Below are 22,754 nucleotides of genomic sequence, written 5' to 3'. Positions count from 1 at the left end.
TGCGACGCGCGTAACTCGCTCCGCTTTATTGGGAGTTGATTGTTCGTCAAATCCAGTCGACAGGTAACGGAATGATTTCTCGGAGCGCGCCCCCGTTTGTCCGAATTCTCCTCCGCATTCGTCTGGCAGGCTTCCGCGGACCTAGTCTTCCGACAACGATTTGAGGTGCCCATGACAGGACGTCGCAGACGGCCTGCCGCCGCCGCCGACCACCGCCGCAAACCCCGGCGGTTGATACTCGTCACCGCCGCCACGGCGGCGGCGGGGCTGATAGCCGCAGGCATCGCCTACTCCGGAATCGGCGACGGCGCCCAGGCGGCGGCTCCCGTGGTGGAGGCCGCCGCAGAGGCACCCGCCGCCGCACCGGCCCGTGACCAGGAGCCGGATCCGATCTCGGCCGCGCCCGCCAACGAGACCGCGAGCGGCATGATCTACGACGGCCTCCAGGCCGCGCCGAAGGGCGACCGGTGCGTGGGTGTCTACCGCACCGACACCGGGCTGTGCACCCACGGCCCCGACGCCCCGCCCAAGGGCGTCGACATCACGAAGGACATCCCGCCCGCCGTCAAGGAGGCCGCTCCGGCGGCCGATCCGGCCCGCCCCGCGGCCGATGACCCGGCGAGCAAGGAAGGCGACGGGCGTCCTCAGGACGCGCCCGCGGCCGATGCGTCGACGGCCACCAAGGCCTCCGCACCCGAGCCCGCAGCCGCAGCCGCCGCGCCCGGCAGCCAGAACGTCGCAGCCGGCCCCGCCGGCCAGACCGTCCAGTGCGACGGCGACGGCAGCACCGGCAACCGCGTGCAGGTCGTCTACGTCCACGCACCGGGCAAGGACCGCTACTCCGAGTACGTCGCCTCGTTCCGCAAGTGGGCGGCCGACGCCGACCTCATCTACTCGGCGAGCGCCCAGGAGACCGGCGGGGTACGTCACATCCGCTATGTGACGGCCGCCGACTGCACCCCCACCGTGCTCAACATCGAGCTCCCGGCCTCGGCCCTCAGCGAGTTCAGCGCGACCAACAACGCGCTCGCCGGCAAGGGCCTCGACCGTCGCGACCGCAAGTACATGATCTTCGCCGACACCCAGGTCTACTGCGGCATCGGCACCTTCGCGGGCGACGAGCGGCCCGGCCAGGCCAACCAGAGCAACTTCGGCCCCTCCTACGGGCGCACCGACTCCGGCTGCTGGGGCGGTCACACCGCCGCGCACGAGCTCGGCCACAACCTGGGCGCGGTCAACAACAGCGCCCCGAACACCAGCCGTGGCGCGCACTGCACCGACGAGTACGACGTCATGTGCTACTCGGACACCCCGTACTACCCGCAGATGCGCAACATCTGCACCAACCAGGCGTCCGAGAACATCCTGGACTGCAACCACGACGACTACTTCCACACCAGTCCCAAGCCCGGAAGCTACCTGGCCACGCACTGGAACATCGCGGACAACCAGTTCCTGATGAAGAGCAAGGGCGGCGGTGGCGGCACGGACCCCGGTCCGAACCCCTCCCCCACGCCCACCAAGAAGCCCTCGCCGACGCCGACCAAGAAGCCCTCCGGCGGACCGGCCGTCACGGCGGGCCAGATCCAGTCCACCTCGGTCGTCGTGAGCTGGCCCAAGGTCGACGGGGCGTCCTGGTACGCGGTGCAGCTGAACGGCAAGCACCTGACGTGGGTCCAGTCCCAGGTGCTGCGCATCTACAACCTGCAGCCCAACACCGCCTACAAGGTCACCGTCTCGGTCCGCGACAGCGCCGGCCGTGACAGCGGCCCCGGCAAGGCCGCGTCCTTCCGTACGACGGGTGCGGGCGGCGGCACGACCACTCCGGGCACCAAGTACGTGCTCGGCAACGGCAGCAGCGGCATGGCCGCGGAGCTGTGGGGCGGCCGCACCGCCGACGGCACCGTCCTCGTGGGCGGCCGCGCCAACGGGTACGCCCAGCAGCAGTGGTACTTCGACGACGCGGGCAACGGCCAGGTGCGCATCAAGTCCGCCGCCTCCGGCAAGTGCCTCCAGCCGGGCGGCACCCCCGCCGCGGGCATGTGGGTCGCCCAGCAGCCCTGCGCGGGCGGCAACGGCGCGCAGGCCTGGAAGCTGACGTCCCGCGGTGGCGCGGTGACCGTGACGGACCCGAGCGGCGGCTTCGCCCTCACCGTCAGCAACCGCCCCTACTACGGGTACTGGCTGCTCGACCTCCAGCGTGCGGACGGCCGCGCGACGCAGGCCTGGACCCTGCAGAAGTCCGGCTGATCACTGCCACGGCGCAGCTCACCCTGACGCCCTGACGGCGTGAACCCACCCCGGCGGACGGCCGCACCGCGCGGCCGTCCGCCGACCCCTCATCTTGACCGGAGCACCCCGACGATGCGCATACGAATCGTTTTCTCGGCCGCCCTGGCCGCACTCGGCCTCATGTTCCTGCTCCCCGTCGCGGCCCACGCCCACGGTGACACCGTGAAGGTGGTGGTGACCGGTCAACGCGAGGGTCATGTCACCGCCGACGTCACCTGGGAGAACGACGGCGACGCCATCGACGAGGCCGTCGCCGCGACCGTGAACGCGGCCAGCGTCGACGGCTCCCGCACCATGGGGCCCTGGCGCCTGGTGCGCGACCCCGCCGCGAAGCCCGCGGGCTGGACCACCGCCGAGGCGCTGCCGCCGGGTTCGTGGAAGGTCAGCGTCGACGTGGGCTTCCCGGCCCTGGGACACGGCGAACTCGAGGTGGCGGTCCCCGTGGTGGACCCCGCTCCGGTCGCTGCCACCCCGGTCGCCTCCGCGGCGGCTCCCGTGCCGTCGTCGGCCGCACCGGTGTCCTCGGCGGACTCCGCGGCCCCGACCCCGGCCGCCCCTTCGGCGCAGGCCGCGGAACCGGCCGCCGACTCCGAGGGGTACGCCGTCTGGTGGACGACGGCGGGTGTGGCGGTGACCGCCGTCGCCGGCGCGGCCGTGGGTCTCCTGCTCCGCCGCCGCCGGCGCCTGCGGCTCGACCGTCTCAACTAGACCGTCTCGGCCGGACCCGGTCAGGGCGGGTCCGTACGGTCCGTGGGCGCCCCCGGTCACCGGGGGCGGAGCGCCAGGGGGTGTCATGTCGATCGGGCCGGGCCCGATCGGCGGGACACCCCCTGCGCCGTGTTCTACCGGCCCGTGGCCACCGCGGCGGCGACCGCCTCGGCGAAGCGCCCGAGCCCCTGCGGGTTGATGCCCAGAAACAGGTTCGGTTCGATGAGTTCCAGCTCCATGACCACCGGTTCCCTGGCCTCGTTCAGCGTCAGGTCCACCCGGGCGAAGAGCAGGTCGCCCGGGGCGGGAACCGCGGCCAGCGCCGCCCGTGCCGTACGGAGCTCCGCCTCGGACGGCTGGTAGGGGGCGGCACCGGGGTGCGGCACCCGGAAGTTGTCGATCAGCCCCGCCTCCGTCAGCAGGGCCTGCTTGCGGATCGCGTGGCTGAAGGTGCCGCCGAAGAAGACCAGCGCCCGCTCCCCCTCCTCCACCAGTGGCAGGTACGGCTGGACGATCGCGGTACGGCCCTGGTCCAGCAGCATCCGCGCGTGGCGCTCGGCGTCCGCCCGGCGGCCCGGCTCGTAGCGCGCGGTGTCCCGTGCGCCCGAGGAGACGGCCGGCTTGACCACCACCCCGTGCGGCCCGTCGAAGTCCGCTGCGTCGCAGACCCCGCCCGGTTCGACGACCCGGGTCGGTACGACCGGGACTCCGCGCGCGGCGAGCTCCAGTAGATAGCGCTTGTCGCTGTTCCAGCGCACCAGCGGCGCCGGATTCCACAGCCGGGTGACCTCGGCCGTCGCGTCCGCCCAGGCCAGGAACTCCGCGAGCCGGTCCGCGTAGTCCCAGGTCGACCGGATGACCGCGAGGTCGTAGCCGTCCCAGCGCGGTGTGTCCGCGTCCCAGGCCACCGCCTGCGCGTACAGGCCCGCGGCGCGCAACGCCGTCAGGATCAGCGGGAGGTCCGCGTCCTGGTCTGCGCCGCCCTTGCTCGTCACGACCGCGATCCTCGCCGTACCCATACGCGTCTCCCGCCCTCACTCCCCCGACCGCCCGGTGCGGCCGCAAGCCCGGACGATCACTCTTCCACACCCGCCCCGGTGGGAACCCGGCCGCCTGATCACGCGTCGTACCCGAGGTGGAAGACGGTCCGAGGCAGACGGTTGGGGCTCTGGTGGTGGTGGACGCGGCGGGGAGCGGCGCGCGGCGCACCGCCCGGTGGCGCTGGGGTACGGACGCCCGGGGCCGTACCCCCTGGACGCGCGGGCGCGCTCTCGCGGTGCTCGCCGTACTGGGCGCCGCGCTGCTGGTGTTCCATTCCGCGGTCCCCAACGCGGTGGGCCGACTGGGCAGTGCGCTGGAGGCCTTCCTTCCCTGGCTGGGACTTGTGGTCCCGGTCCTGCTCGTCTCGGCCCTGGTGCGCCGCTCGTTCACCGCGCTGGTGGCCGCTCTGCTGCCCGCGGCCGCGTGGGCGGGCCTCTTCGGCGGGCTGCTGCTGCCGGCGGCGGACCGCGGCGCGCACGACATCACGGCCGTCCAACACAACGTGAGTGACGAGAACCCGGACCCCACGGGCACGGCGCGCGCCCTGATCGCCTCCGCGCCGGACCTCGTCGCCCTGGAGGAGCTGACGCCCTCCGCGCTGCCGGCCTACGAGGCGGCGCTGGCGGCCGCGTACCCGTACCACGCGGTCGAGGGCACGGTCGGCCTCTGGTCGAGGCATCCGCTGACCGACGTCCGCCGGGTGGACATCAGGCCCCCGGGCATCGGGGAGGGCTGGAACCGTGGCCTGCGCTGCGGTGTGCGCACGCCCCGGGGTGAGATCGCGGTGTACGTGGCGCACTTGCCCTCGGTCCGCTTCCGGGCGAGCGGCTTCGGCTCCGGCCCGCGGGACGAGAGCGCGCGGCTGCTGGGCGCGGCCGTCGCCGCCGAGCCGCTGGAGCGGGTGATCCTGCTGGGTGACCTCAACAGCACGGTGGACGACCGGGGGCTCGCCCCGCTGACCTCCCGGTTGAGCGCGCCGCGGCGGGGGCTCGCCCTGAGCTGGCCCGCGGCCGTCCCGGTCGCCCGGATCGACCAGGTCCTCACCCGCTCGGCGACCGCTGCCGAGGTGTGGTCGCTGCCCGCCACCGGCAGCGACCACCTTCCGGTCGCCGCCCGCATCAGGCTGGACGCCTCATAGCCGGACGGCGATCTTGCCGCGCACCTGGCCGTCCCGCAGGCGGCGAATGGCGTCGGGCAACTCGGCCAGCGGGTAGGTCCGGTCGACGGCGGGCGTCACCGAGCCGGCCTCGATGAGCTCCGTGAGGGCTTCGAGGTCGCGCTGGCGCACCAGGGTGCCGTGCGCGCGCAGCCGGTGGCCGACGAAGGGCGTCAGCAGCATCGCGCCCAGCTGCCGCTGGTTGCCGCCGATCCACTTGCCGCCGCCTTCCCCGCCGACGATGACGAGGGTCCCGCGGGGGGTGAGGGCGCGGCGCAGCCGGGCGATGGGCCGGTTCCCCGCGATGTCCAGGATCACGTCGTAGCGGCGGGTGCCGTCGACGGGGTCCTGCTGGGTGTAGTCGAGGACCTCGTCGGCACCGAGTGAGCGGACCAGGTCGGCCTTGGCGGTGCTGCACACTCCGGTGACGTGGGCGCCGTAGGCCTTGGCCACCTGTACGGCGAAACTGCCCACGCCGCCCGAGGCGCCGAGGACGAGCACGCTCTGACCGGCCTTGACCCGTCCGCTGTCCCGTACCGCGCCCAGCGCGGTGCACGCGGAGACGGGCACCGTCGCGGCCTGTTCGAAGCTGAGGGAGGCCGGCTTGGGTGCGAGGGCCTTCTCCTTGGCGCGGGCGTACTCGGCGAACGACCCCGTGCAGTTGCCGTACACCTCGTCGCCCTCCCGGAAGCGGGTGACGTCCGGGCCGACGGCCTCGACCACCCCCGCGACGTCCAGGCCCCGGACGCGCGTCCTGGGTCTGCGCAGGCCCGACACGGCGCGGACCGCGTAGGGCAGGCCCGCCATGAGGTGCCAGACGCCCTGGTCGACGCCGGCCGCGTGCACCCGTAGGAGGACCTCGCCCGGGCCCGGAACCGGCCGGTCCATCTCCTCTATGCGCAGGACCTCGGGCGATCCGTAGACGTCCTGGACCATGGCCTTCATGCTTCGTCTCCCTCGGTGGATGTGTACTGGAACACGGTGTCGAGCGGTACTGCGAACACGCGCGCGATCTCGAACGCCTTCTCCAGGGAAGGCGAGTAGCGGCCCTGCTCGATGGCGATGACCGTCTGACGGGTCACGCCGATCCGGCGGGCCAGTTCGGCCTGGGTCATCTCGCCGTTGGCGAAGCGCAGGGCCCGGATGCTGTTGGTGACCCGGGTGGGCCTCACCACGGGTGGAAGCCCAGCCGATACGAGGCGATCTTCGCGGTCGACGCGAGCAGCGCCGACAGGACGAATCCGAGGTAGATCGCGTTGGCGATCCAGAACCGGTCCGCCTCGGCCATCGCCAGGATCATCCCGGTCACGGCGCCGATCGCGATGAACGACTGGCCGATGTGCTCACCGAACTGGTGGATCTCCCGGTCGCGCTGGTCCTTGACCTTGCTGTCCTCGGGCGAGAGCAGTGCCACGGTGATGTGGAGCGCGATCGAGGCGACGATCGCCGCGCCGACCGTCCACAGCAGCGCGGCCGCGTAGGGCTGCTGCGTCAGGGGACCGCTCCCGGACCGCCCGAGAACGACGGCCAAATACGCCCCGTACGACGCGACCGTGACCACGATCATGATCCACGCACGTTTCTCCTCGACTGCCACTGCCACTCCCCATGTAAAGAAAACCCGACATCGGCAGTGTCAAGGAATCAGGACACCATGTCAATATTTCTTTACCTCACCGCGCGGTGGGCGGCGCGCCGCCGGCCGGAGCCGAAGCCGGGGTCAGGGGCCGGGAGTCAGGCGTCAGGAGTCAGGAGTCAGGCGGTGCTGCTCAGCGGCCCGCGGCGGGGGGCGCTTCGAGGAGCTCGGGCCCGTTGTTGCGCACGTTGTTGACCGCGGTCGACACGGCGCGGACGTCGAGCCGGCCGCCCGCGGGAGCGGCGAGCAGGGCGCGCAGTGCGTCCGCGTCCTGGTGGGACGGGTCGAGCCAGGCCTCGTAGTCCGCCGGGGCGAGTGCGAGCGGCATCCGGGGGTGGACCCGGCCGGCGGCGTCGGTGGCCTCGGTGGTGATGATCGTGCAGGTCGCCCACCACGCCGCCGGATCGTCGTCGGCGGCGACCGCGGGGTCGCGCCAGAACTCGTACAGCCCGGCCATCGCCATCACGTCGCCACCCTCGGGACGGATGAAGTACGGCTGCTTGTAGGCCTTCGCGGAACCGGAAGCGGGCACGGGATCCCACTCGTAGAAGCCGTCGGCGGGCAGCAGGCACCGGCGCTTGGCGAAGGCGCGCCGGTAGGCCGGCTTCTCGTGCACCGTCTCCACCCGCGCATTGATCATCTTCGCGCCACTGGAGGGGCTCTTCGACCACGAGGGCACCAGCCCCCACCGCAAGGGGCGCAGTTGCCGCTCCAGCACCCCGCTCTCCCGGTCGGCGCGCTCCAGCACCGCCCACACGGCATCGGTGGGGGCGACGTTCCAGCTCGGCTCCAGCACGTGCCCCGGATCCGGGGGCGTGGCCTGGAAGAGGCCGGACAGGTCCTCGGGGCTGCGGGTGGAAGCGTATCGGCCGCACATACCGTCCACCCTGCCACCTGAACCGGGTCCGCGCGGGCTACGCCGCGAAGTCGCCGGGGCCGGGGCCGTCGTGGCGGCTCACCTGATGGATGCGCAGCGCGAGTCGGCACGCCCGGGCCCGCTCCGGGCACCGCCGGTCACGACGGAGCCGGCTACCGATGCGGCCCGGGCGCTGCACCACGGTGTTCGACGTGCGCATCAAGGCCGCGGCGGCCCGGAACCGGGGAACGCACCGGGGTGCGCTGCCGGGCCGGGCCACACCTGCGGGTCCCCTTGGCCACTAGGACGGTCAGCTTGGCGGCCACTGCCGCGGTGGCGAGGCAGACCGGCTCAGCTCGCGGATTGCGCTCGATGACGGGCACGGGCCAACTGCGATGTTCGAAGTGCCCGTTGCCGCCCCTCGGGCTACCCGCCGCCGTAGGTGAACCGGGTCCCTCCAGTACGCGAGGAGGGTCTCGGCGAAACGTCTCGTTTCAGTCAAGTCGGCAGCAGGGCCACACGGGCCGCCGAATACTCTCCGCCATGAAGTCATCACCTCCGGCGACTCGCGCTGCGGGACGTCGCCCCGCACGCCTGGTCACCACGGCGGCATGCATCGCCCTCGCGGGCACCCTGCTGGCCGCCTGCACGAGCGCGACCCCCCGTTCACCGGCGCAGGACTCCAAGGACCAGCACGCGACAGGCACAGGACACAGGACGACGGTGCGGCTCACGCCCGACCGTGCCCTCGGGGCAGCCGAACTCTCCGGCGCATCGGACGTCCTGCGCCGACGTGCCGCCGGCCTCGGCCTCACCGGCGTTCAGGTGACGCCCGACGCCAATGGCATCACGGTATCCGCGGACGGCGACGGCGCCGATCCGCTCTCCCGGCTCGCGGATCCTGCGCAGCTGGTCCTGCGCCCAGTCGCGGCCTACGCACCCAGCGGCGTCACGGTGCCGCCCCCGGACCGCCCGAGCGCGCAGGCCGGGAACGGCTCCGCCGCTAGCGCCACCCACTCCGCAACGCCCGCGGCGTCCGGCCCCGCCGTTCCCTCGCCCAGCGCCTCGACGGCCCCGGCACCAGCCCCGGGCGACATCAGCGGGGCTTTCACCGGAGATGCGGTCCTGTCCGAACTGCAACAGCAGTTCGTCGCCCTCGACTGCTCGAACGCCGCCCAGCGCCACGACCACCAGAGCGCGCCGAGCCGTCCCGCGGTCGCCTGTAGCCGGGAGGAGAAGGAGCACCTCTGGTACAAGTTCGCCCTGGGTCCGGCCGCCGTCGACGGGAGCGACATCACCAAGGCTGAGGCTGTACTCGACGACCAGCGGGGCGCCGGCTGGCAGGTCACGCTGAACTTCAACGGTCGCGGTGCCAAGGCGTTCGCCGAGCTCACCGGCCGCCTCGCTGCCCAGCAGCCTCCAGCCAACCAGTTCGCCGTCGTCATCGACGGCGCCGTCGTCTCAGATCCCCGCGTCACTCAGGCGATCACCGGCGGCACCGTCGTCGTCTCCGGCTCCTTCTCCGAGCAGCAGGCCCGCACCCTGGCGGCCCAGCTCGCCAACGCGAAGCTGCCCGCGACCTTCCGGGTCAGCGAGGTCAACGCACCCCACAGCTGACATTCCACCGGGGCTGCCCAGCTCGGCGGCCTCCTCGTCGTCCGGCCCGGCGTCCGGCCCGGCGTCCCTAGCCCGCGGTCTGGTGCCGACAGGTGTTTGCGACCGGCTGTCTTCGCGGACACCACGCGGCCGCTCATGGCCGGGCAGCCCGATGCGGTCCAGGTCGTCTACTGGCACGAAGTGCTGCCGCGCAGCTGACCGTCGCCGTGGCCGGCAGCGCTTTCGGCGTCGACTTCGACCCGGCCAAGAGCTGCTCGCTCCCGCGGGGAGCCGGCCGGCGCCGACGGCGCCTGCGGGGCTACTGGGGCATGAGGACGGTGTCGACGATGTAGGCGTTGGCGTTGGCGGTCTTCACGTTGCCGCAGACCACGTTCGAGGTGTCGTTGACCTTGTAGGCCTCTCCGGAGCCCTTCGTGGTGACCATGCCCTTCTGCAGGGTCTCGAAGGAGCCGTTCTCCAGCTGCTTCGGGGTGAGCTTCTGGCCCACCACGTGGTAGGTGAGGATCTTGGTCAGCGTCGCCTTGTCGGCGAGGACCTTGTCGAGGTCGGCCTTGGGGATCTTCGCGAAGGCGTCGTTGGTCGGGGCGAAGACCGTGATGTCCGTGGCGTTGTTGAGGGTGTCCACGAGACCCGCCCGCTTCACGGCGGCCACCAGGGTGGACAGGGCCGGGTTGTTGGACGCGGCCGTGGCGACCGGGTCCTTGGCCATGCCGTCGAACGAGCCCGCGCCCTCGGCGGGGACGCCGGCACAGGCCGCGCCGAACGGCTTGTCGCCAGCCGTCGCGCCGTTGGCCGTGGTGCTCTCGCCCGTCTTGGACGCGTCGCCGGCGGCCGGGGCGGAGGCTGCCTTCGTGTCGCTGCCGGAGTCCGAGCACGCGGCCAGCGAGAAGGGCAGCACCGCGGCGGCGGCGACGGCGAGTGCGGTGCGGCGGATCCACATGCTGTTCGTGATCGTTCACTCTTGGACGGTCGATCTGGGGTTCGCAAAAAGGTTGTTGGTGTTGCCGGGTCGCGCCGTAGGCCCGCCCGGTGGTCTAGGCGACGGTGACGAAGACGCTGTGCCAGCCGCTCGCTCCGTCGGGCATGGTGCGCGCACGCTGTTCGGGCTGCACCTGTCCGGTGGCATCGGTGGCGCGGACGGTGATCGTGTGCCCGCCCGGGGTCGCCTGCCAGGGGTACGACCACTGGCGCCAGGTGTCGGTGCCGGCCTGGACGGCGAGGTCGGTGTCCTTCCAGGGGCCGTCGTCGATGCGGACCTCGACACGGGTGATCCCGCGGCGCTGGGCCCACGCGACGCCGGCGAGCACGACAGTGCCGGCGGCGGGACGCGCGAACGGCTTGGGGGTGTCGATGCGGGACTGGATCTTGATCGGCGCACGGCGGGCCCACCCGCGCTTGACCCAGTAGGGGTCGTAGGCGTCGAACGTGGTGAGTTCGATGTCCTCGATCCACTTGCACGCCGAGACGTAGCCGTAGAGGCCCGGGACGAGCATGCGGACGGGGAAGCCGTGGTCGAAGGGAAGCGGTTCGCCGTTCATCCCGACCGCGAGCATGGCGTCGCGTCCGTCCATGACGTCCTCGACCGGGGAGCCGAGCGTCATGCCGTCCACGGAACGGGCCACCAGCTGATCGGCGTTGCCGCCCTTCGACGGTGGTTTCACCCCGCACTCGGCGAGCAGATCGGCCAGGCGTACGCCGAGCCAGCGGGCGTTGCCGAGGTAGGGGCCGCCGACCTCGTTCGACACGCAGGTCAACGTGATGTCGCGTTCGATCAGCGGGCGGGCCAGGAGCTGGTCGAGGGCGTAGGTACGGGGCCGGGTGACGCCCTTGCCGTGGATCCGCAGCCGCCAGGTGCCGGCGTCGACCTTGGGTACGGCGAGGGCCGTGTCGACGCGGTAGAAGTCCCGGTTCGGCGTGGTGAACCCGCTGATGCCGGCCACTTCGAGCTGGACGCCCGCGGCGAGCGCGGGGGCGGGAGAGACCGGCGGGGGCAGGGCGAGAGCGGCGCGCGAGGCGACGGCACCCTGCCCCCGCTCGCCGGCCAGTACCCGGCCCAACGCTCCGGCGGTGGCTGCCGCGGCCGCGGTGGCGGCAGCGGCATTGAGGAATCCCCGCCGGCTCCAGCCGCCCCGGGCGCCCTCGCCCCCCGTCGGCGAGCCGGCGGGTCCGGCTCTGCCCGTCAGGACGCACAGCACCGCAGCGCCGGCCGCCGCGCCCAGCACGGAGGGCAGGACGTCCGCGACTCCGGCGCTGTCGGGCCGACTCAGGGCGGCTGCCCCACCGAGGATCCCGAACGCCAGCACCCCCGCCGCCCCCGCCCTGCGGTACCGCAGGGCGAGCACACCCAGGGCGATCGCGAACAGGCTCAGCAGGACGAGGATGCCGAGCTGGAGGACGAGCTTGTCGTTCTCGCCGAACGTGCGGATCGCGAAGTCCTTCACCGCGGCCGGGGTCCGGTCGATGACCGCACCCCCGACCACCGTCACCGGTCCGGCCGCGGGCCGCACCAGGGCGGCGGTCAGCTCGGCCACCGCCAGCGCGGTGAAACCGGCCAGCAGGCCGGACAGTGCCCCGAGACCTACCGGGGTGAGGGTGGTGCGGAAGCTGCTCACATGCGGCATTCGGCGGCCCCCGTCAGGCGGATTGGCCCGTCACCGGAACGAATGAGTCCCGGTGTCGGGAGCATTCAGGCCCCGCGTACCGGGGCCGCCCGTGCGGCGGCCTGCCGGTATTTGCGGTGGGCGCTTCGTGACGCACTCGGTGGAGCAGGGAGATGTTGGTCGAGCAGGACCGCCTGGTAAAGGTGGTGCAGTGCCGCGGACCGTCCTCCCACCGGGGCACCGGTGCAGTCGAGTTCGGCCCGCAGTTGAAGGCTGCGCCCGCTACCAGCAGGGGCCGGCGTTCTACCGAACCGGCCGGCCGGGGCCAGAGGCCACCCACCGGCAGTGGGGCCGGCCGCGGCCGGAACAGGCGGGGTCACGTGCGATGCGTGTACGAGCGGGAGGTATCAGGACGCCTCCCGCTCGCGCGGCGGAACGAGCCACCGGTCCGCGCCACCCCGTCTCCTCGGCAGCGGACCGGAGTCGGGTCCCCCACAGGAAGCCCGGCTCCGGCCGATCTGCGCCAGGTGGGTTGGCCGCCGGCCGTCGCGCCTCGATGGTGTCGTCGTGGTGGTCCGCACCCGCGCGCGGTCGGAGCGCCCCCGTCATCGAGCGTTCGAGCGCTGACCTACCGGCTGGAGCGCACGCGGATCCTCACCGTGACCGGCCCCGGCCGATCCGGCCAACCGCTCCCCTGCCCGGCGCAAGGCTGTGGGGTGGCTGTGAATCGACGCATATGCGGATCCGGGGTTCGGGAGGAGTACAGATAAGTTCTATATTCCTATGAACCATCCGCACGCGACCCGACTGCGGTGATGAGGGGGGACGACTGAGATGGTCGACACCGACGCCGCTCCGAGCACCCGCACGGAGTCCCGGAACATGCGCAAGGTCCGCAGGAAGGCGCGGTACCGCAAACGCCTGGGCGTGAGCGTGGCCGTGATCGCTCTGGGCGGGGCCGCCGCAACCGCGGGCGCCTTCATGCTGGGCGACTCCTCGGATACCGCCCCGCGCGACGCGAAGTTGACGGCCCCGGGCGCTGCGGCCGAGGAGGCCGCCGCCGCGAAGGGCACGGAGGAGACCTGGGACGGCAAGACGAAGGTGCTGGGAGACGGCTCCACGTCCTACACCGGGCCGCAGCCGGGACAGCTCAAGGCCGAGCGGCTGAAGCCCGGCGAGAAGCCACCGCAGTTCGTGGTGTTCTCCTGGGACGGCGCACTGGAAGGCGACGACCACCTCTTCTCGCACTTCCGTCAGGTGGCCAAGCAGAACAAGGCCCACATGACGTTCTTCCTCACGGGCATCTACCTGCTGCCGGACGGCAAGAAGGCGCTCTACCACCCGCCGCAGCACGGCCAGGGCGCGGCCGCGATCTCGTACCCGACCGTCCCGCACGTGAAGGACACCCTGGAGCAGCTGCGCGGCGCCTGGACCGACGGCAACGAGATCGGCTCGCACTTCAACGGGCACTTCTGCGGGCCCAAGGGCGGCGGGGACTGGAGCCCTACCGAGTGGAAGAGCGAGATAGACCAGACGTACTCGTTCATCAAGAACTGGAAGACGAACACCGGTTTCACCAAGGAGGCGCCCCTGCCCTTCGACCCGGACCGGGAAGTGGTCGGCGGCCGCGCGCCCTGCCTCGAGGGCCAGAAGAACCTCCTGACCGCGATCAAGCCGTACGGCTGGCGCTATGACGCGAGTTCCTCCGGAGACTTCCAACTGTGGCCGTCCAAGCAGGACGACATCTGGAACTTTCCCCTCCAGCTCATGCCGCTGCAGGGCAAGGAAGTGCAGGTCCTCTCCATGGACTTCAACTTCCTCTTCAACCAGTCGGGCGACAGCACCCAGGGCGACCCGTCGAAGTTCGCCGCTTGGCAGGCGCAGACCCGGGGCTCGTACATGAACGGCTTCAACCGGGTCTACAACGGCAGTCGGGCGCCCATGTTCATCGGGAACCACTTCGAGGACTGGAACGGCGGCATCTACATGAAGGCCGTCGAGGACGTGATGAAGGACGTCTGCCCGCGCCAGGACGTGCGCTGCGTGTCCTTCCGGGAACTGGCGGACTGGCTCGACGCCCAGGACCCCAAGGTCCTGGCCCAACTGCGCACGCTCGACCCCGCGCAGGCACCGGACTGGACCCATCTGATCAAGTAGACGGGCGGGCGGCGCCAGCCGCCCGGTCGTCTACTTCACCGCCTTGATGTAGTCGCCCCACAGGCGCACCGCCCGCTCGCTGCCGGGCGTGCCCGGGCCGTCGCCCCCCAGCCCCGTGAGCGGCAGCGGAACCAGGTCGGTGAGCGACATCCGGTAGACCACGACCGCCGTGGACTCCTGCTCGGTGCTGGCCACGAACCAGCCCGCCGTGTTCGCGGCCGTCGTACCGGTCTTGCCCGCCGTACCGGGGTGGGCCTTGCCCACCGTCTTCGCCGATCCCTCGGTGACGGCGTCCTGCAGGGCGTCCGTCACCGCGCGGGCGGTCTTGGCCGTCACGGCCCGGGTCGGCTTCGGCGCGTCGAACGGCACGGCGGCGCCGTTGCGGGTGACCGAGCGCACCGAGTACGGGTCGGTGTGCATGCCGTCGGCGGCGAAGGTCTGGTAGGCGCCGGCCATCCGGATCGCGCTGGGCGTCGAGTTCTCCCCGAGGGTGAACGTGGGGATCCGCGGGCCGAGGCTCGATTCGAGCAGCCCCGAGCGCTGGGCGAAGTCCTCCACCTGGTCGAGGCCGACATCGAGGCCGAGTTGGAGCATGGGCGTGTTGACGGATTGGGCCACGGCCTGGCGCAGGGTCACCTGGCCCCAGTTCCGGCCGCCGTCGTTGCGCCCCTTCACCACCTTGCCGCTGCGGTCCCAGTACGGCCCCTCGGGCGTCTGCACGGTCACCTGGTCATTGCCGTCGTAGGTGCTGGAGGGGGAAACCGGTGTACGGGCCTTGCCCCGCGTGCGCAGCACCCCTTCGTCGAGCGCGGCGGCGTAGACGATCGGCGTGAAGGCCGTGCCGACCGGGATCGTCGTCGCGTTCGACTCGTTGAAGCCCTGCTTCAGGTAGTCGGGGCCCCCGTACACGGCGAGCAGCCGCCCGTCGGGAGCGACGCTCGCCGCGCCGATCTTGGCGTGTTTGTCGGTGTCGGGACGCCGCTCGGCGTCGAAGCCCTTCTGGGCCTCCTGAACGGCGGCGGTCAGCGCGGTCATCCGGGCCTGGTCGAAGGTGGTGTAGATCTGGTAGCCGCCGAGGTCGAAGTCGGATTCCTCGATGTGGCCGGTCTTGATCGCGTACGCCTTGGCCATCTCGACCAGGTAGCCGGTCTGCGCGCCGGGTATGCCGACGAGCGACGAGGCCGAGGGCTCGGGGAACGTCGTGTAGGTGGCGCGCTCGGCGCGCGAGAGCCGGCCGGTCTCGACCATGCGGTCCAGGATCCAGCTCCAGCGTTCGACGGCCCGCTCGTGGTTCGCCTTGCCGAGGGCGGGGTCGTAGAGGGCCGCACCCTTGAGGAGGGAGGCCAGGAAGGCGCCCTCGCTGGGATTGAGCTGCGAGACGTCCTTGCCGTAGTAGGCCTGGGACGCGCGCTGGATGCCGTAGGTCCCGCGCCCGAACCAGCTGGTGTTGAGGTAGTCCTGAAGGATCTGGTCCTTGCCCTTCTGGTTGTCCATCTTCAGGGCGAGCATGAGCTCGGTGAACTTCCGGGAGACGGTGCGGTCCTGGTTCAGATAGGCGTTCTTCACGTACTGCTGCGTGATGGTGGACCCGCCCTGGGTCTCGCCCCCCGTCAGCGCGGCGCCCACGGCGCGCAGGACTCCGGACGGCGAGACTCCGGGGTCCGAGTAGAAGCTCGCGTTCTCGGCGGCGAGCACGGCTCCCTGGACCTTGGCGGGCACCTTGTCCAGCGGCATCTCCTGGCGGCTGACCCAGCCCGTCCGGGCCATCGTGGAGCCGTCGGCCCAGTAGTAGACGTTGTCTTGCTGTTTGGCGAAGGAGTTGAGGTCGTCGGGTATGTCCGTGGTCATGTAGGCAATCGTGACGAAGGTCACCATGCCCAGGAACGCGTACAGGCAGGCGCCCAGCCACTGGCGCCACGAAGGCATCCACCGGCGCCAGCCGGTGCGGCCCGGCCGCGGGAAGTCGGGACGCAGGCGCCGCAGTTGCGTGCGCGTCAGGGCGACGGTCGGGGCGAGGGCCCGCGCGAGGGCATCGAGCCGGCCGGAACGCGCCCGTGGCTTGGCGCGCGAACCCGACCTCCCCCGGCGGCCCGGAGCGGCTCCGCCGCTGCCCTCCGGAGCCGCCCGCCGGTCCCGAGATCGCCCCCTACCAGCCAGATCGTTCCCGCCCACTCCGAATGCCCCCTCTGCCGTGCTTTCCCGCACACCCTAAAGGCACTTGCTGTGGGGCCGTACCAGTGGTTGGCGGGATCACTCCGTGCACCCCGGAGACGACCCCCGGTGATCAAGCGGAGGCAAATCGGCGACGCGCGAGACCACTTCCGCCGGGGCAGCCGGCGACGAAGCGGAACGTGACGAAAGTGTGGGGTAGTTGTGCGAAGATTCCGTCCCCCGGTTCGTGCGGACCGGGTGACAAGGGGAAATAGAGTGATACCTAAGAGGTTCAGGCCCGCCGCCATCGCGGCCCTGACCGTGGCCCTGGCGTCCGGAAGCATGCTCGCGTACTCCGCGACCGCGGTCCCCGGACCCCGCGACGCCGACCGTGCCACCGCCGACACCTTCGCCCGCGTGGCCAACGACGTGCTCTCCCAGCGCACGCAGGCCCTGGTCGAGGATCAGCCGGGGCATCACGGCTCCGGCCAGGCCGGCCCGAAGACCCGGTTGTCGGCCCAGTTGAAGAAGGACGAGGACGCCGCGCTCCAGTCGCTGCGGTCCCGCAAGACGCGACTGGCGGAGCTCGGCGAGGCCTACACGGACGCCGCCACCCGCGTCGTCGTGGACCGGGCCACGGTGACCGGCGGCAAGGCCGTCGTCCAGGTCACCGAGCAGACCACGCTCACGTACAAGAAGCTCCGCGGGGACGAGCCGGCGACGACCGACATCGGGACGCGCTACCAGCTGACGCTCACCAGCAAGCGGGGAGGCGACTGGGAGCTGACCTCGATCACGTCCCAGGAGAACGGCCCCGTCGCGGTCAACGAGCCCGTGGCGGCCAAGGTGAACGCGGTCAAGGACGACGGGAAGCAGTACCCGGACGGCACGCCCGCGTCCACGAAGTACCCCGCGACGCCGAAGCCCAAGGCGAAGACGGGCGGAGCCTACGACTACGCCGCGATGGCGAAGTACGCGGAGAAGTACTGGAGCAACTACAACCCGGCGTACCGCAAGTACAACGGGGCCGGGGGTGACTGCACCAACTTCATCAGCCAGGCGTTGAAGGCGGGCGGCTGGAAGGCCGTTCCGGGTTCCACGTCGGACTACCGGAACTGGTGGTACGACGGCTCCCGCCAGAGCGACTCCTGGGTAGGCGTGAACGAGTGGGCCTGGTTCACGCTGTCCAACCAGCGGGCCGCCAACCTGGCCAACGTCTACCAGGCGGACGTGGGAGACATCCTGCAGGTGGACTTCAACCGGGACGGGTCCAAAGACCATTCGATGATGGTGACCTACCGCAGCAGCGCCGGAATGCCGTACCTCACGTACCACTCCACCAACACGTACCGTAAGTCGCTCGCGAGCATCATCGCGTCCTACCCGAACGCGAACTACTACGCGTACCGCACCTGACGGGTGCCCTTCCGGTTCTCCTGCCGCGGAACCTCCGCGGCAGGAGAACCGCAGCGGCTGGCGGATCCGCCGGGCACGACCGTGCGCATGTCGGGACGGTGCTTCACTCCACCCTTCCATTCATTGCAAATTCATGAAGAGAACCTCGCATTCAAAGGTTGCAAGGCGAAGTCGATCTACGATCCATGCATCCCTTCGTTTGGCTCTCCTCTGCACATGGATCACACGATGATTTCTGCACTGCCGCGTCGACGTACCCTGCTCGCCGCATCCACCGCCACCGTCCTCGCGCTGCTCGTGTCCGGCTGCGGCGTCGAAGAAGGAGACGCCCACCGCATCAGGGTCGGCGTCTCCGGCGACTCCCCGGAATGGGACGTCCTCGCCAAGGAGGCGAAGAAGGAGGGCCTCACCGTGGAGACGGTGGTGTTCGACGACTACTCGCTGCCCAACAAGGCCCTCAGCGCGGGCGACATCGAGCTCAACGCCTTCCAGCACCTGGTCTTCCTGGCGCAGTCGAACACCGAGAACAAGACCGACATCGCCCCCATCGCCGCAACCACCGTGGTCCCGCTCGGCCTCTACTCCGGCAAGCACGAGCAACTCGCGGACCTCCCCGACCGGGCCGAGATCACCCTGCCCAACGACCCTGCAAACCAAGGCCGCGGCCTCCGCGTGCTCGAAGCGGCGAAGCTCATCGAGTTGCGGAAGGACGCCGGACTCTTCGCCACTCCGGACGACATCACCGCCAACCCCAAGCACGTCAAGCTCACTCCGGTGAACGCCCAGCAGACCCCCCGGACCCTCAAGGACGCGGACGCCGCCATCATCAACGACGGAGTCGCCGAGCTCGCCGGCATCAAGGCCGACACCGCGCTCTTCAAGGACGACCCCGCCGGCCCGCAGTCCGTCCCCTACCTCAATGTCATCGCCGCCCGCGCGGACCAGAAGGACGACGCGGACTATCAGAAGATCATCAAGCTCTACGCGTCCCAGGTCGTCCAGGACGAGGTCCGCCGCACCAGCAACGGCACCGCCCACCACATCGAGCTGCCCGCCGCCGACCTGCAGGCCGAGGTCGCCCGCATCCAGAAGCAGCTGAAGCGATGACCGCCGCCGTGGAACTGCGCGACGTCGAGAAACGGTTCCCGGGCGGAGCCCGCGCCGTCGACGGCGTCACCCTCTCCGTCGAAGCGGGCACCGTCTTCGGCGTCGTCGGCCACAGCGGAGCGGGCAAATCCACCTTGTTGCGCCTGGTCAATGGCCTGGAGGAGCCGACTTCGGGCAGCGTCCTGCTGGACGGCCAGGACCTCTCGTCCCTCGGCGAGCGCCAACTGCGCCCCGTCCGACGCGAGATCGGCATGATCTTCCAGCAGTTCAACCTCTTCCGCTCGCGCACCGTCCTGGGCAACGTGCTCTACCCGCTGCGCCTCGCCGGGATGGACAGGGCGGCGGCCCGCGCCCGCGCCGAGGAGACGCTGGACTTCGTCGGCCTCGCCGGACACGGAAAGCGCTACCCCGAACAGCTCTCGGGCGGCCAGCGCCAGCGCGTCGGTATCGCCCGCGCACTCGCCACCCGCCCGAAGGTCCTCCTGTGCGACGAGGCGACCTCCGCCCTCGACCCGCAGACCACCGGCGAGGTACTGGCCCTGCTGCGCCGCGTCAACCGCGAGCTGGGCGTGACGATCCTCCTCATCACCCACGAGATGGAGGTCGTACGGACCCTGTGCGACCGCGTCGCGGTCATGGAGGACGGCAAGGTGGTCGAGAACGGCGAGGTGTACGAGGTCTTCGCGCGGCCCCGCCACGCGACCACCGCCGCCTTCGTCCGCTCCGCACAGCACAGCGCGCCCGACACCGGGCTCCTGGAACACTTGCGCGCCCGCCACCCGGGCCGCCTGGTCACGCTGCCCGTCGTCGACGGCACCCCCGCCCTGGACGGCCTCTCGGAGCTCCTGCGCGTCCACGGCGTCGACTTCACGTTCGTCCACGGAGGCGTCTTTGAAGTACGCGGGCGCCCCCTGGGCAGCGTGACCCTGGAACTGCGCGGCGAGGCCGCCGCGGTCGAGGCGGTCGTCGCCGGACTCGGCGTCCCCGACCGCGTGGAAGCGGGTGCTCGATGAAGGCGGACTGGAGCACCTTCTGGCCCAAGGTCCTCGACGCCACCGGCGAGACCGTCTACATGGTGCTGATCACCCTGGCGCTGTCGACCGTCAGCGGACTGGCAGTGGGGCTCACCCTGTACGCCACGCGCAAGGGCGGCGTCCTGCCGAACCGGATCGTCCACACGGTCCTGGGCATCCTCATCAACGTCATCCGGCCCGTTCCGTTCATCATCGCGATCGTCGCGCTCGCTCCGGTCACGCGCGGCGTGGTCGGCACGATGATCGGCACGAACGCCGCGATCTTCCCGATGACGGTCGTCGCGACGTTCGGGGTCGCCCGCATCGTGGAGTCCAACCTGCTCTCCGTCGAACCCGGCGTGATCGAGGCGGCACGCTCGATGGGCGCGAGTCCGCTGCGGATCCTGCTCACGGTCCTCGTCCCGGAGGCGCTCGGCCCCCTCGTCCTCGGCCTGACCTTCATGCTCGTCGCGCTGATCGACTTCTCGGCGGTGGCCGGCACGGTCGGCGGAGGAGGGGTCGGCAACCTGGCGATGACCTACGGCTACCTGCGCTTCGACACGTCGGTGATGGTGGTGACGGTGCTCGTCCTGATCGCCCTCGTGCAGTCGGCGCAACTGCTCGGCAACGCGGTGTCCCGCAAGGTGCTCCGCCGCTGACGCCACGCACCCGATCGGACCGCGCGGGCGGCCCGTATCCCGCAGCTCCAAGGCCCTTCTCGGCCTCGCCGCCGGCCTCTACCGCCACGGACAACTCGTGCGCCTCACCGCGCAGGACACGGGCTGATGCGCCGGCCAGTAGCAGATCACCTCGGCAAGAAAATCCTTTCGCCCCGCACGTTCCGTCATTGATTGAGATGCGGACAATCCGAAGTGGCACCCTCCGCAATTGGCTGCGATCATTCTGGTGAGTGGCATCGCCCAGGCCCCGCACGTCTTGCAGGCCGAATCCCGGAGGGTGCAGACATGGCGATCTGCGTTCACTACATCACGCTACGCCCCGAGGCGGACGAGAACGAATTCAACAAATTCGTTACCGAAGAACTTCTTCCTGCCGCACGGACCGTCACGGGGCGCAGGGCCGGATTGCACGCCGATCGACATGTGTTCATCAAGGGCGGCACCGAAAAGAGAACCTACCTGTGGATTATCGAGTGGACCCATCAGGTGACCGAGAGCGATAATTCGTTCGCCGTGGCCGTCGGGCCGACGCTAAAGGCAAAACTCGACGGTTTCGCTTTGCACACGTTCAAGCTCTATGCCGTCATGGCGCGCTCTAGCAATGATTCCATCGTGACGCCCACGCTCGATGTTCCCGATGAACTCAGAGACCCCCAGGGTTGGCTCGGCGAAGACGTCTGGAACGTGGCGTGAACCTACCGTCGGGATGAGCCGACGCGAGCGGTCGGTGGCGCCCGAGCCGTTGTGAGGAATCGTGCCCGCCGGAGGGACCACGGGGACGGCGTGGCGAGGTCGGGGCGCTCGGGGGCTGGGTCATGATCGGCTGCGTGAAGACCTCCGGACGTCTGGCCGCCTTCGCGGTCGCGGGCCTGCTCGCCGCACTCCCCGCGTGCTCGGGGTCCGACCGGCATGGCGGCGGTGGGACGGGGGCCCCTACCGGCGCGGACGTGAGGGCGGGTGCCCGTTCCGGCGCGGACACCGCTCGTACGGGGGCGGCCGGCACGGTGTTCCGGGGCGGGCACCCCGCTGCCGCAGGTGCCGGTGACCCGTACTTCCGGACACTCGGCAACGGCGGCTACGACGTCACCCACTACGGGCTGACCCTGGCCTACGACCCCGGCAGCGGCCGCCTCGAGGGCACGGCGGAGATTACCGCCAAGGCCACCGAGGACCTGAGCGCCTTCAATCTCGACCTCCTCGGCATGGAGGTGCTGAGCGCCACCGTCGACGGCCGCACGGCGCGGGTTCGCCATGACGGTCAGGAGTTGACCCTGCAGCCGCGCGATCACCTCAGGAAGGGCTCCGCCTTCCGCAGCGTCGTGCGCTACGCGGGCACGCCGGAGTCCATCACCCATGACCACGGGTGGCGCGAAGGCTGGTTGAGGACGGGCAACGGAGCGGTCGCGTTCGGTGAGCCGACGGGCTCGATGTCCTGGTTCCCGGGCAACCATCACCCCTCGGACAAGGCCTCGTACGACATCACCGTCACGGTCCCCAAGGAGGTGCAGGCGATCTCCAACGGGCAGCTGCGCTCCCGGCGCACCAGCGGCGGCCGCGCCACGTTCCACTGGCACCAGCCCGAGCCCATGGCCAGCTACGTGGCGACCGTGGCCATCGGCAGCTACGACATCAAGACCTCCCGGACCCGTTCGGGCGTGCCGGTCGTGTCGGCGGTGGACACGACCGCGGGCGTGGACGAGGACGGCGAGGTCCTCGGCCGCTTCCCCGAGATCATGGAATGGGCGGAGGGAAGGTTCGGCCCCTACCCCTTCTCCGCCGCCGGGCTGATCGTCGACCAGGCCGCCGACGTGCCCTACGCCCTGGAGACCCAGACCAGGCCGACCATTCCGGCCGGCGTCTTCCACACCACCAACGTGGTGCACGAGATGGCCCACCAGTGGTTCGGCAACTCCGTCACCCCGCGGACCTGGCGGGACATGTGGCTCAACGAGGGCTTCGCGACCTATGCGGAGTGGCTGTGGACCGAGGACCACGGCGGGGCCAGCGCCCAGGACCACTTCGACCGCAACCACGCCAAGGCGGCGAACGACGACGAGTGGGACTTCCCGCCTGCCGAGCCGCCGAGTGCTGCGGACATCTCCCGCCAGCCGGTGTACGTACGCGGGGCGATGGTGATCCACAAGATCCGCCAGGCCGTGGGCGACGAGGGCTTCCGTGCCCTGGTGCGGGGCTGGACCCTGCGCCACCGCCACGGCCTCGCCTCCACGGACGACTTCACCGCGTACGTGGAGGCCAGGGCCGGCCGGGACCTCGACTCGATCTGGGACCCGTGGCTCTACGGGGACGGCAAGCCCGCGTGACGG

The 22,754-nt window shown here is 70.9% G+C and carries 19 protein-coding genes; 11 read left to right on the top strand and 8 right to left on the bottom strand.

The features are described 5' to 3' along the window. Positions 1-171 precede the first annotated feature (171 nt). Both OG386_RS40040 and OG386_RS40035 read left to right on the top strand, forming a co-directional pair. Positions 172-2,250, top strand: a complete 2,079-nt coding sequence (locus OG386_RS40040) for an RICIN domain-containing protein (protein ID WP_328792235.1) — start codon at positions 172-174, stop codon at positions 2,248-2,250. Positions 2,251-2,364: 114 nt separating this feature from the next. Next, the gene (locus OG386_RS40035) at positions 2,365-3,000 is read left to right on the top strand and encodes a hypothetical protein (RefSeq protein WP_328792234.1); all 636 of its coding nucleotides are present in this window, start codon (positions 2,365-2,367) and stop codon (positions 2,998-3,000) included. Positions 3,001-3,134: 134 nt separating this feature from the next. Here the strand turns inward: OG386_RS40035 and OG386_RS40030 are convergent, their stop codons facing one another. Then, the gene (locus tag OG386_RS40030) at positions 3,135-4,019 is read right to left on the bottom strand and encodes an ATP-grasp domain-containing protein (protein ID WP_328792233.1); all 885 of its coding nucleotides are present in this window, start codon (positions 4,017-4,019) and stop codon (positions 3,135-3,137) included. A 257-nt stretch (positions 4,020-4,276) separates the two neighbouring features. Here OG386_RS40030 and OG386_RS40025 point away from each other — a divergent pair, with 257 nt between their 5' ends. Next, complete coding sequence (locus tag OG386_RS40025; protein ID WP_328793525.1) at positions 4,277-5,179, top strand: endonuclease/exonuclease/phosphatase family protein; 903 nt, start codon at positions 4,277-4,279, stop codon at positions 5,177-5,179. Here the strand turns inward: OG386_RS40025 and OG386_RS40020 are convergent. The 4 genes from OG386_RS40020 to OG386_RS40005 all read right to left on the bottom strand — a co-directional run bounded on the left by OG386_RS40020 (position 5,174) and on the right by OG386_RS40005 (position 7,710). Next, complete coding sequence (locus OG386_RS40020; RefSeq protein ID WP_328792232.1) at positions 5,174-6,142, bottom strand: NAD(P)-dependent alcohol dehydrogenase; 969 nt, start codon at positions 6,140-6,142, stop codon at positions 5,174-5,176. The two genes, OG386_RS40025 and OG386_RS40020, sit on opposite strands and share 6 nt — an antisense overlap. After that, positions 6,139-6,372, bottom strand: coding sequence for a helix-turn-helix transcriptional regulator (locus tag OG386_RS40015; protein WP_266600893.1), 234 nt, complete (start codon positions 6,370-6,372; stop codon positions 6,139-6,141). The genes OG386_RS40020 and OG386_RS40015 overlap by 4 nt, the downstream gene beginning before the upstream one ends. Then, on the bottom strand, positions 6,366-6,794 hold the full coding sequence (locus tag OG386_RS40010; RefSeq protein ID WP_328792231.1) for a hypothetical protein: 429 nt from the start codon (positions 6,792-6,794) through the stop codon (positions 6,366-6,368). Before OG386_RS40010 ends, OG386_RS40015 begins: the two co-directional genes overlap by 7 nt. 172 nt (positions 6,795-6,966) lie before the next feature. Then, a complete protein-coding gene (locus tag OG386_RS40005; protein ID WP_328792230.1) occupies positions 6,967-7,710 on the bottom strand; it encodes an SOS response-associated peptidase in 744 nt (247 codons plus the stop codon). A gap of 522 nt (positions 7,711-8,232) precedes the next feature. Here OG386_RS40005 and OG386_RS40000 point away from each other — a divergent pair. Further along, positions 8,233-9,306, top strand: a complete 1,074-nt coding sequence (locus OG386_RS40000) for a SecDF P1 head subdomain-containing protein (RefSeq protein ID WP_328792229.1) — start codon at positions 8,233-8,235, stop codon at positions 9,304-9,306. Between the two features lie 298 nt (positions 9,307-9,604). On the opposite strand, the gene OG386_RS39995 is transcribed toward OG386_RS40000, so the two are convergent. Together OG386_RS39995 and OG386_RS39990 are read right to left on the bottom strand one after the other, a co-directional pair. Beyond that, the gene (locus tag OG386_RS39995) at positions 9,605-10,246 is read right to left on the bottom strand and encodes a fasciclin domain-containing protein (RefSeq protein ID WP_328792228.1); all 642 of its coding nucleotides are present in this window, start codon (positions 10,244-10,246) and stop codon (positions 9,605-9,607) included. A gap of 94 nt (positions 10,247-10,340) precedes the next feature. Beyond that, complete coding sequence (locus OG386_RS39990) at positions 10,341-11,927, bottom strand: molybdopterin-dependent oxidoreductase (RefSeq protein WP_328792227.1); 1,587 nt, start codon at positions 11,925-11,927, stop codon at positions 10,341-10,343. Positions 11,928-12,788: 861 nt separating this feature from the next. On the opposite strand from OG386_RS39990, the gene OG386_RS39985 reads away from it, so the two are divergent. Further along, a complete protein-coding gene (locus OG386_RS39985; RefSeq protein WP_328793524.1) occupies positions 12,789-14,063 on the top strand; it encodes a hypothetical protein in 1,275 nt (424 codons plus the stop codon). Positions 14,064-14,093: 30 nt separating this feature from the next. On the opposite strand, the gene OG386_RS39980 is transcribed toward OG386_RS39985, so the two are convergent. Further along, positions 14,094-15,989, bottom strand: a complete 1,896-nt coding sequence (locus OG386_RS39980) for a transglycosylase domain-containing protein (protein ID WP_328792226.1) — start codon at positions 15,987-15,989, stop codon at positions 14,094-14,096. Positions 15,990-16,490: 501 nt separating this feature from the next. On the opposite strand from OG386_RS39980, the gene OG386_RS39975 reads away from it, so the two are divergent. The 6 genes from OG386_RS39975 (at position 16,491) to OG386_RS39950 (ending at position 22,751) form a co-directional block, all read left to right on the top strand. Beyond that, complete coding sequence (locus OG386_RS39975) at positions 16,491-17,630, top strand: amidase domain-containing protein (RefSeq protein WP_328792225.1); 1,140 nt, start codon at positions 16,491-16,493, stop codon at positions 17,628-17,630. Positions 17,631-17,858: 228 nt separating this feature from the next. Beyond that, the gene (locus tag OG386_RS39970) at positions 17,859-18,737 is read left to right on the top strand and encodes a MetQ/NlpA family ABC transporter substrate-binding protein (protein WP_328792224.1); all 879 of its coding nucleotides are present in this window, start codon (positions 17,859-17,861) and stop codon (positions 18,735-18,737) included. Further along, positions 18,734-19,750, top strand: coding sequence for a methionine ABC transporter ATP-binding protein (locus tag OG386_RS39965; RefSeq protein WP_328792223.1), 1,017 nt, complete (start codon positions 18,734-18,736; stop codon positions 19,748-19,750). The genes OG386_RS39970 and OG386_RS39965 overlap by 4 nt, the downstream gene beginning before the upstream one ends. After that, positions 19,747-20,409, top strand: coding sequence for a methionine ABC transporter permease (locus OG386_RS39960; RefSeq protein WP_266794328.1), 663 nt, complete (start codon positions 19,747-19,749; stop codon positions 20,407-20,409). Before OG386_RS39965 ends, OG386_RS39960 begins: the two co-directional genes overlap by 4 nt. A 306-nt stretch (positions 20,410-20,715) precedes the next feature. Further along, positions 20,716-21,123 carry a hypothetical protein gene (locus OG386_RS39955; protein WP_328792222.1) on the top strand — a complete coding sequence of 136 codons (408 nt, stop codon included), beginning with the start codon at positions 20,716-20,718 and terminating at the stop codon, positions 21,121-21,123. 122 nt (positions 21,124-21,245) lie between these two features. After that, positions 21,246-22,751 carry a M1 family metallopeptidase gene (locus OG386_RS39950; protein WP_443053271.1) on the top strand — a complete coding sequence of 502 codons (1,506 nt, stop codon included), beginning with the start codon at positions 21,246-21,248 and terminating at the stop codon, positions 22,749-22,751. Positions 22,752-22,754: the final 3 nt, after the last annotated feature.

It is taken from the genome of Streptomyces sp. NBC_00273 (genome assembly GCF_036178145.1).
Classification (GTDB): domain Bacteria; phylum Actinomycetota; class Actinomycetes; order Streptomycetales; family Streptomycetaceae; genus Streptomyces.
The sequence above is the reverse complement of the archived record's forward strand: the minus strand, read 5'-3'. Positions and strand labels throughout refer to the sequence as shown.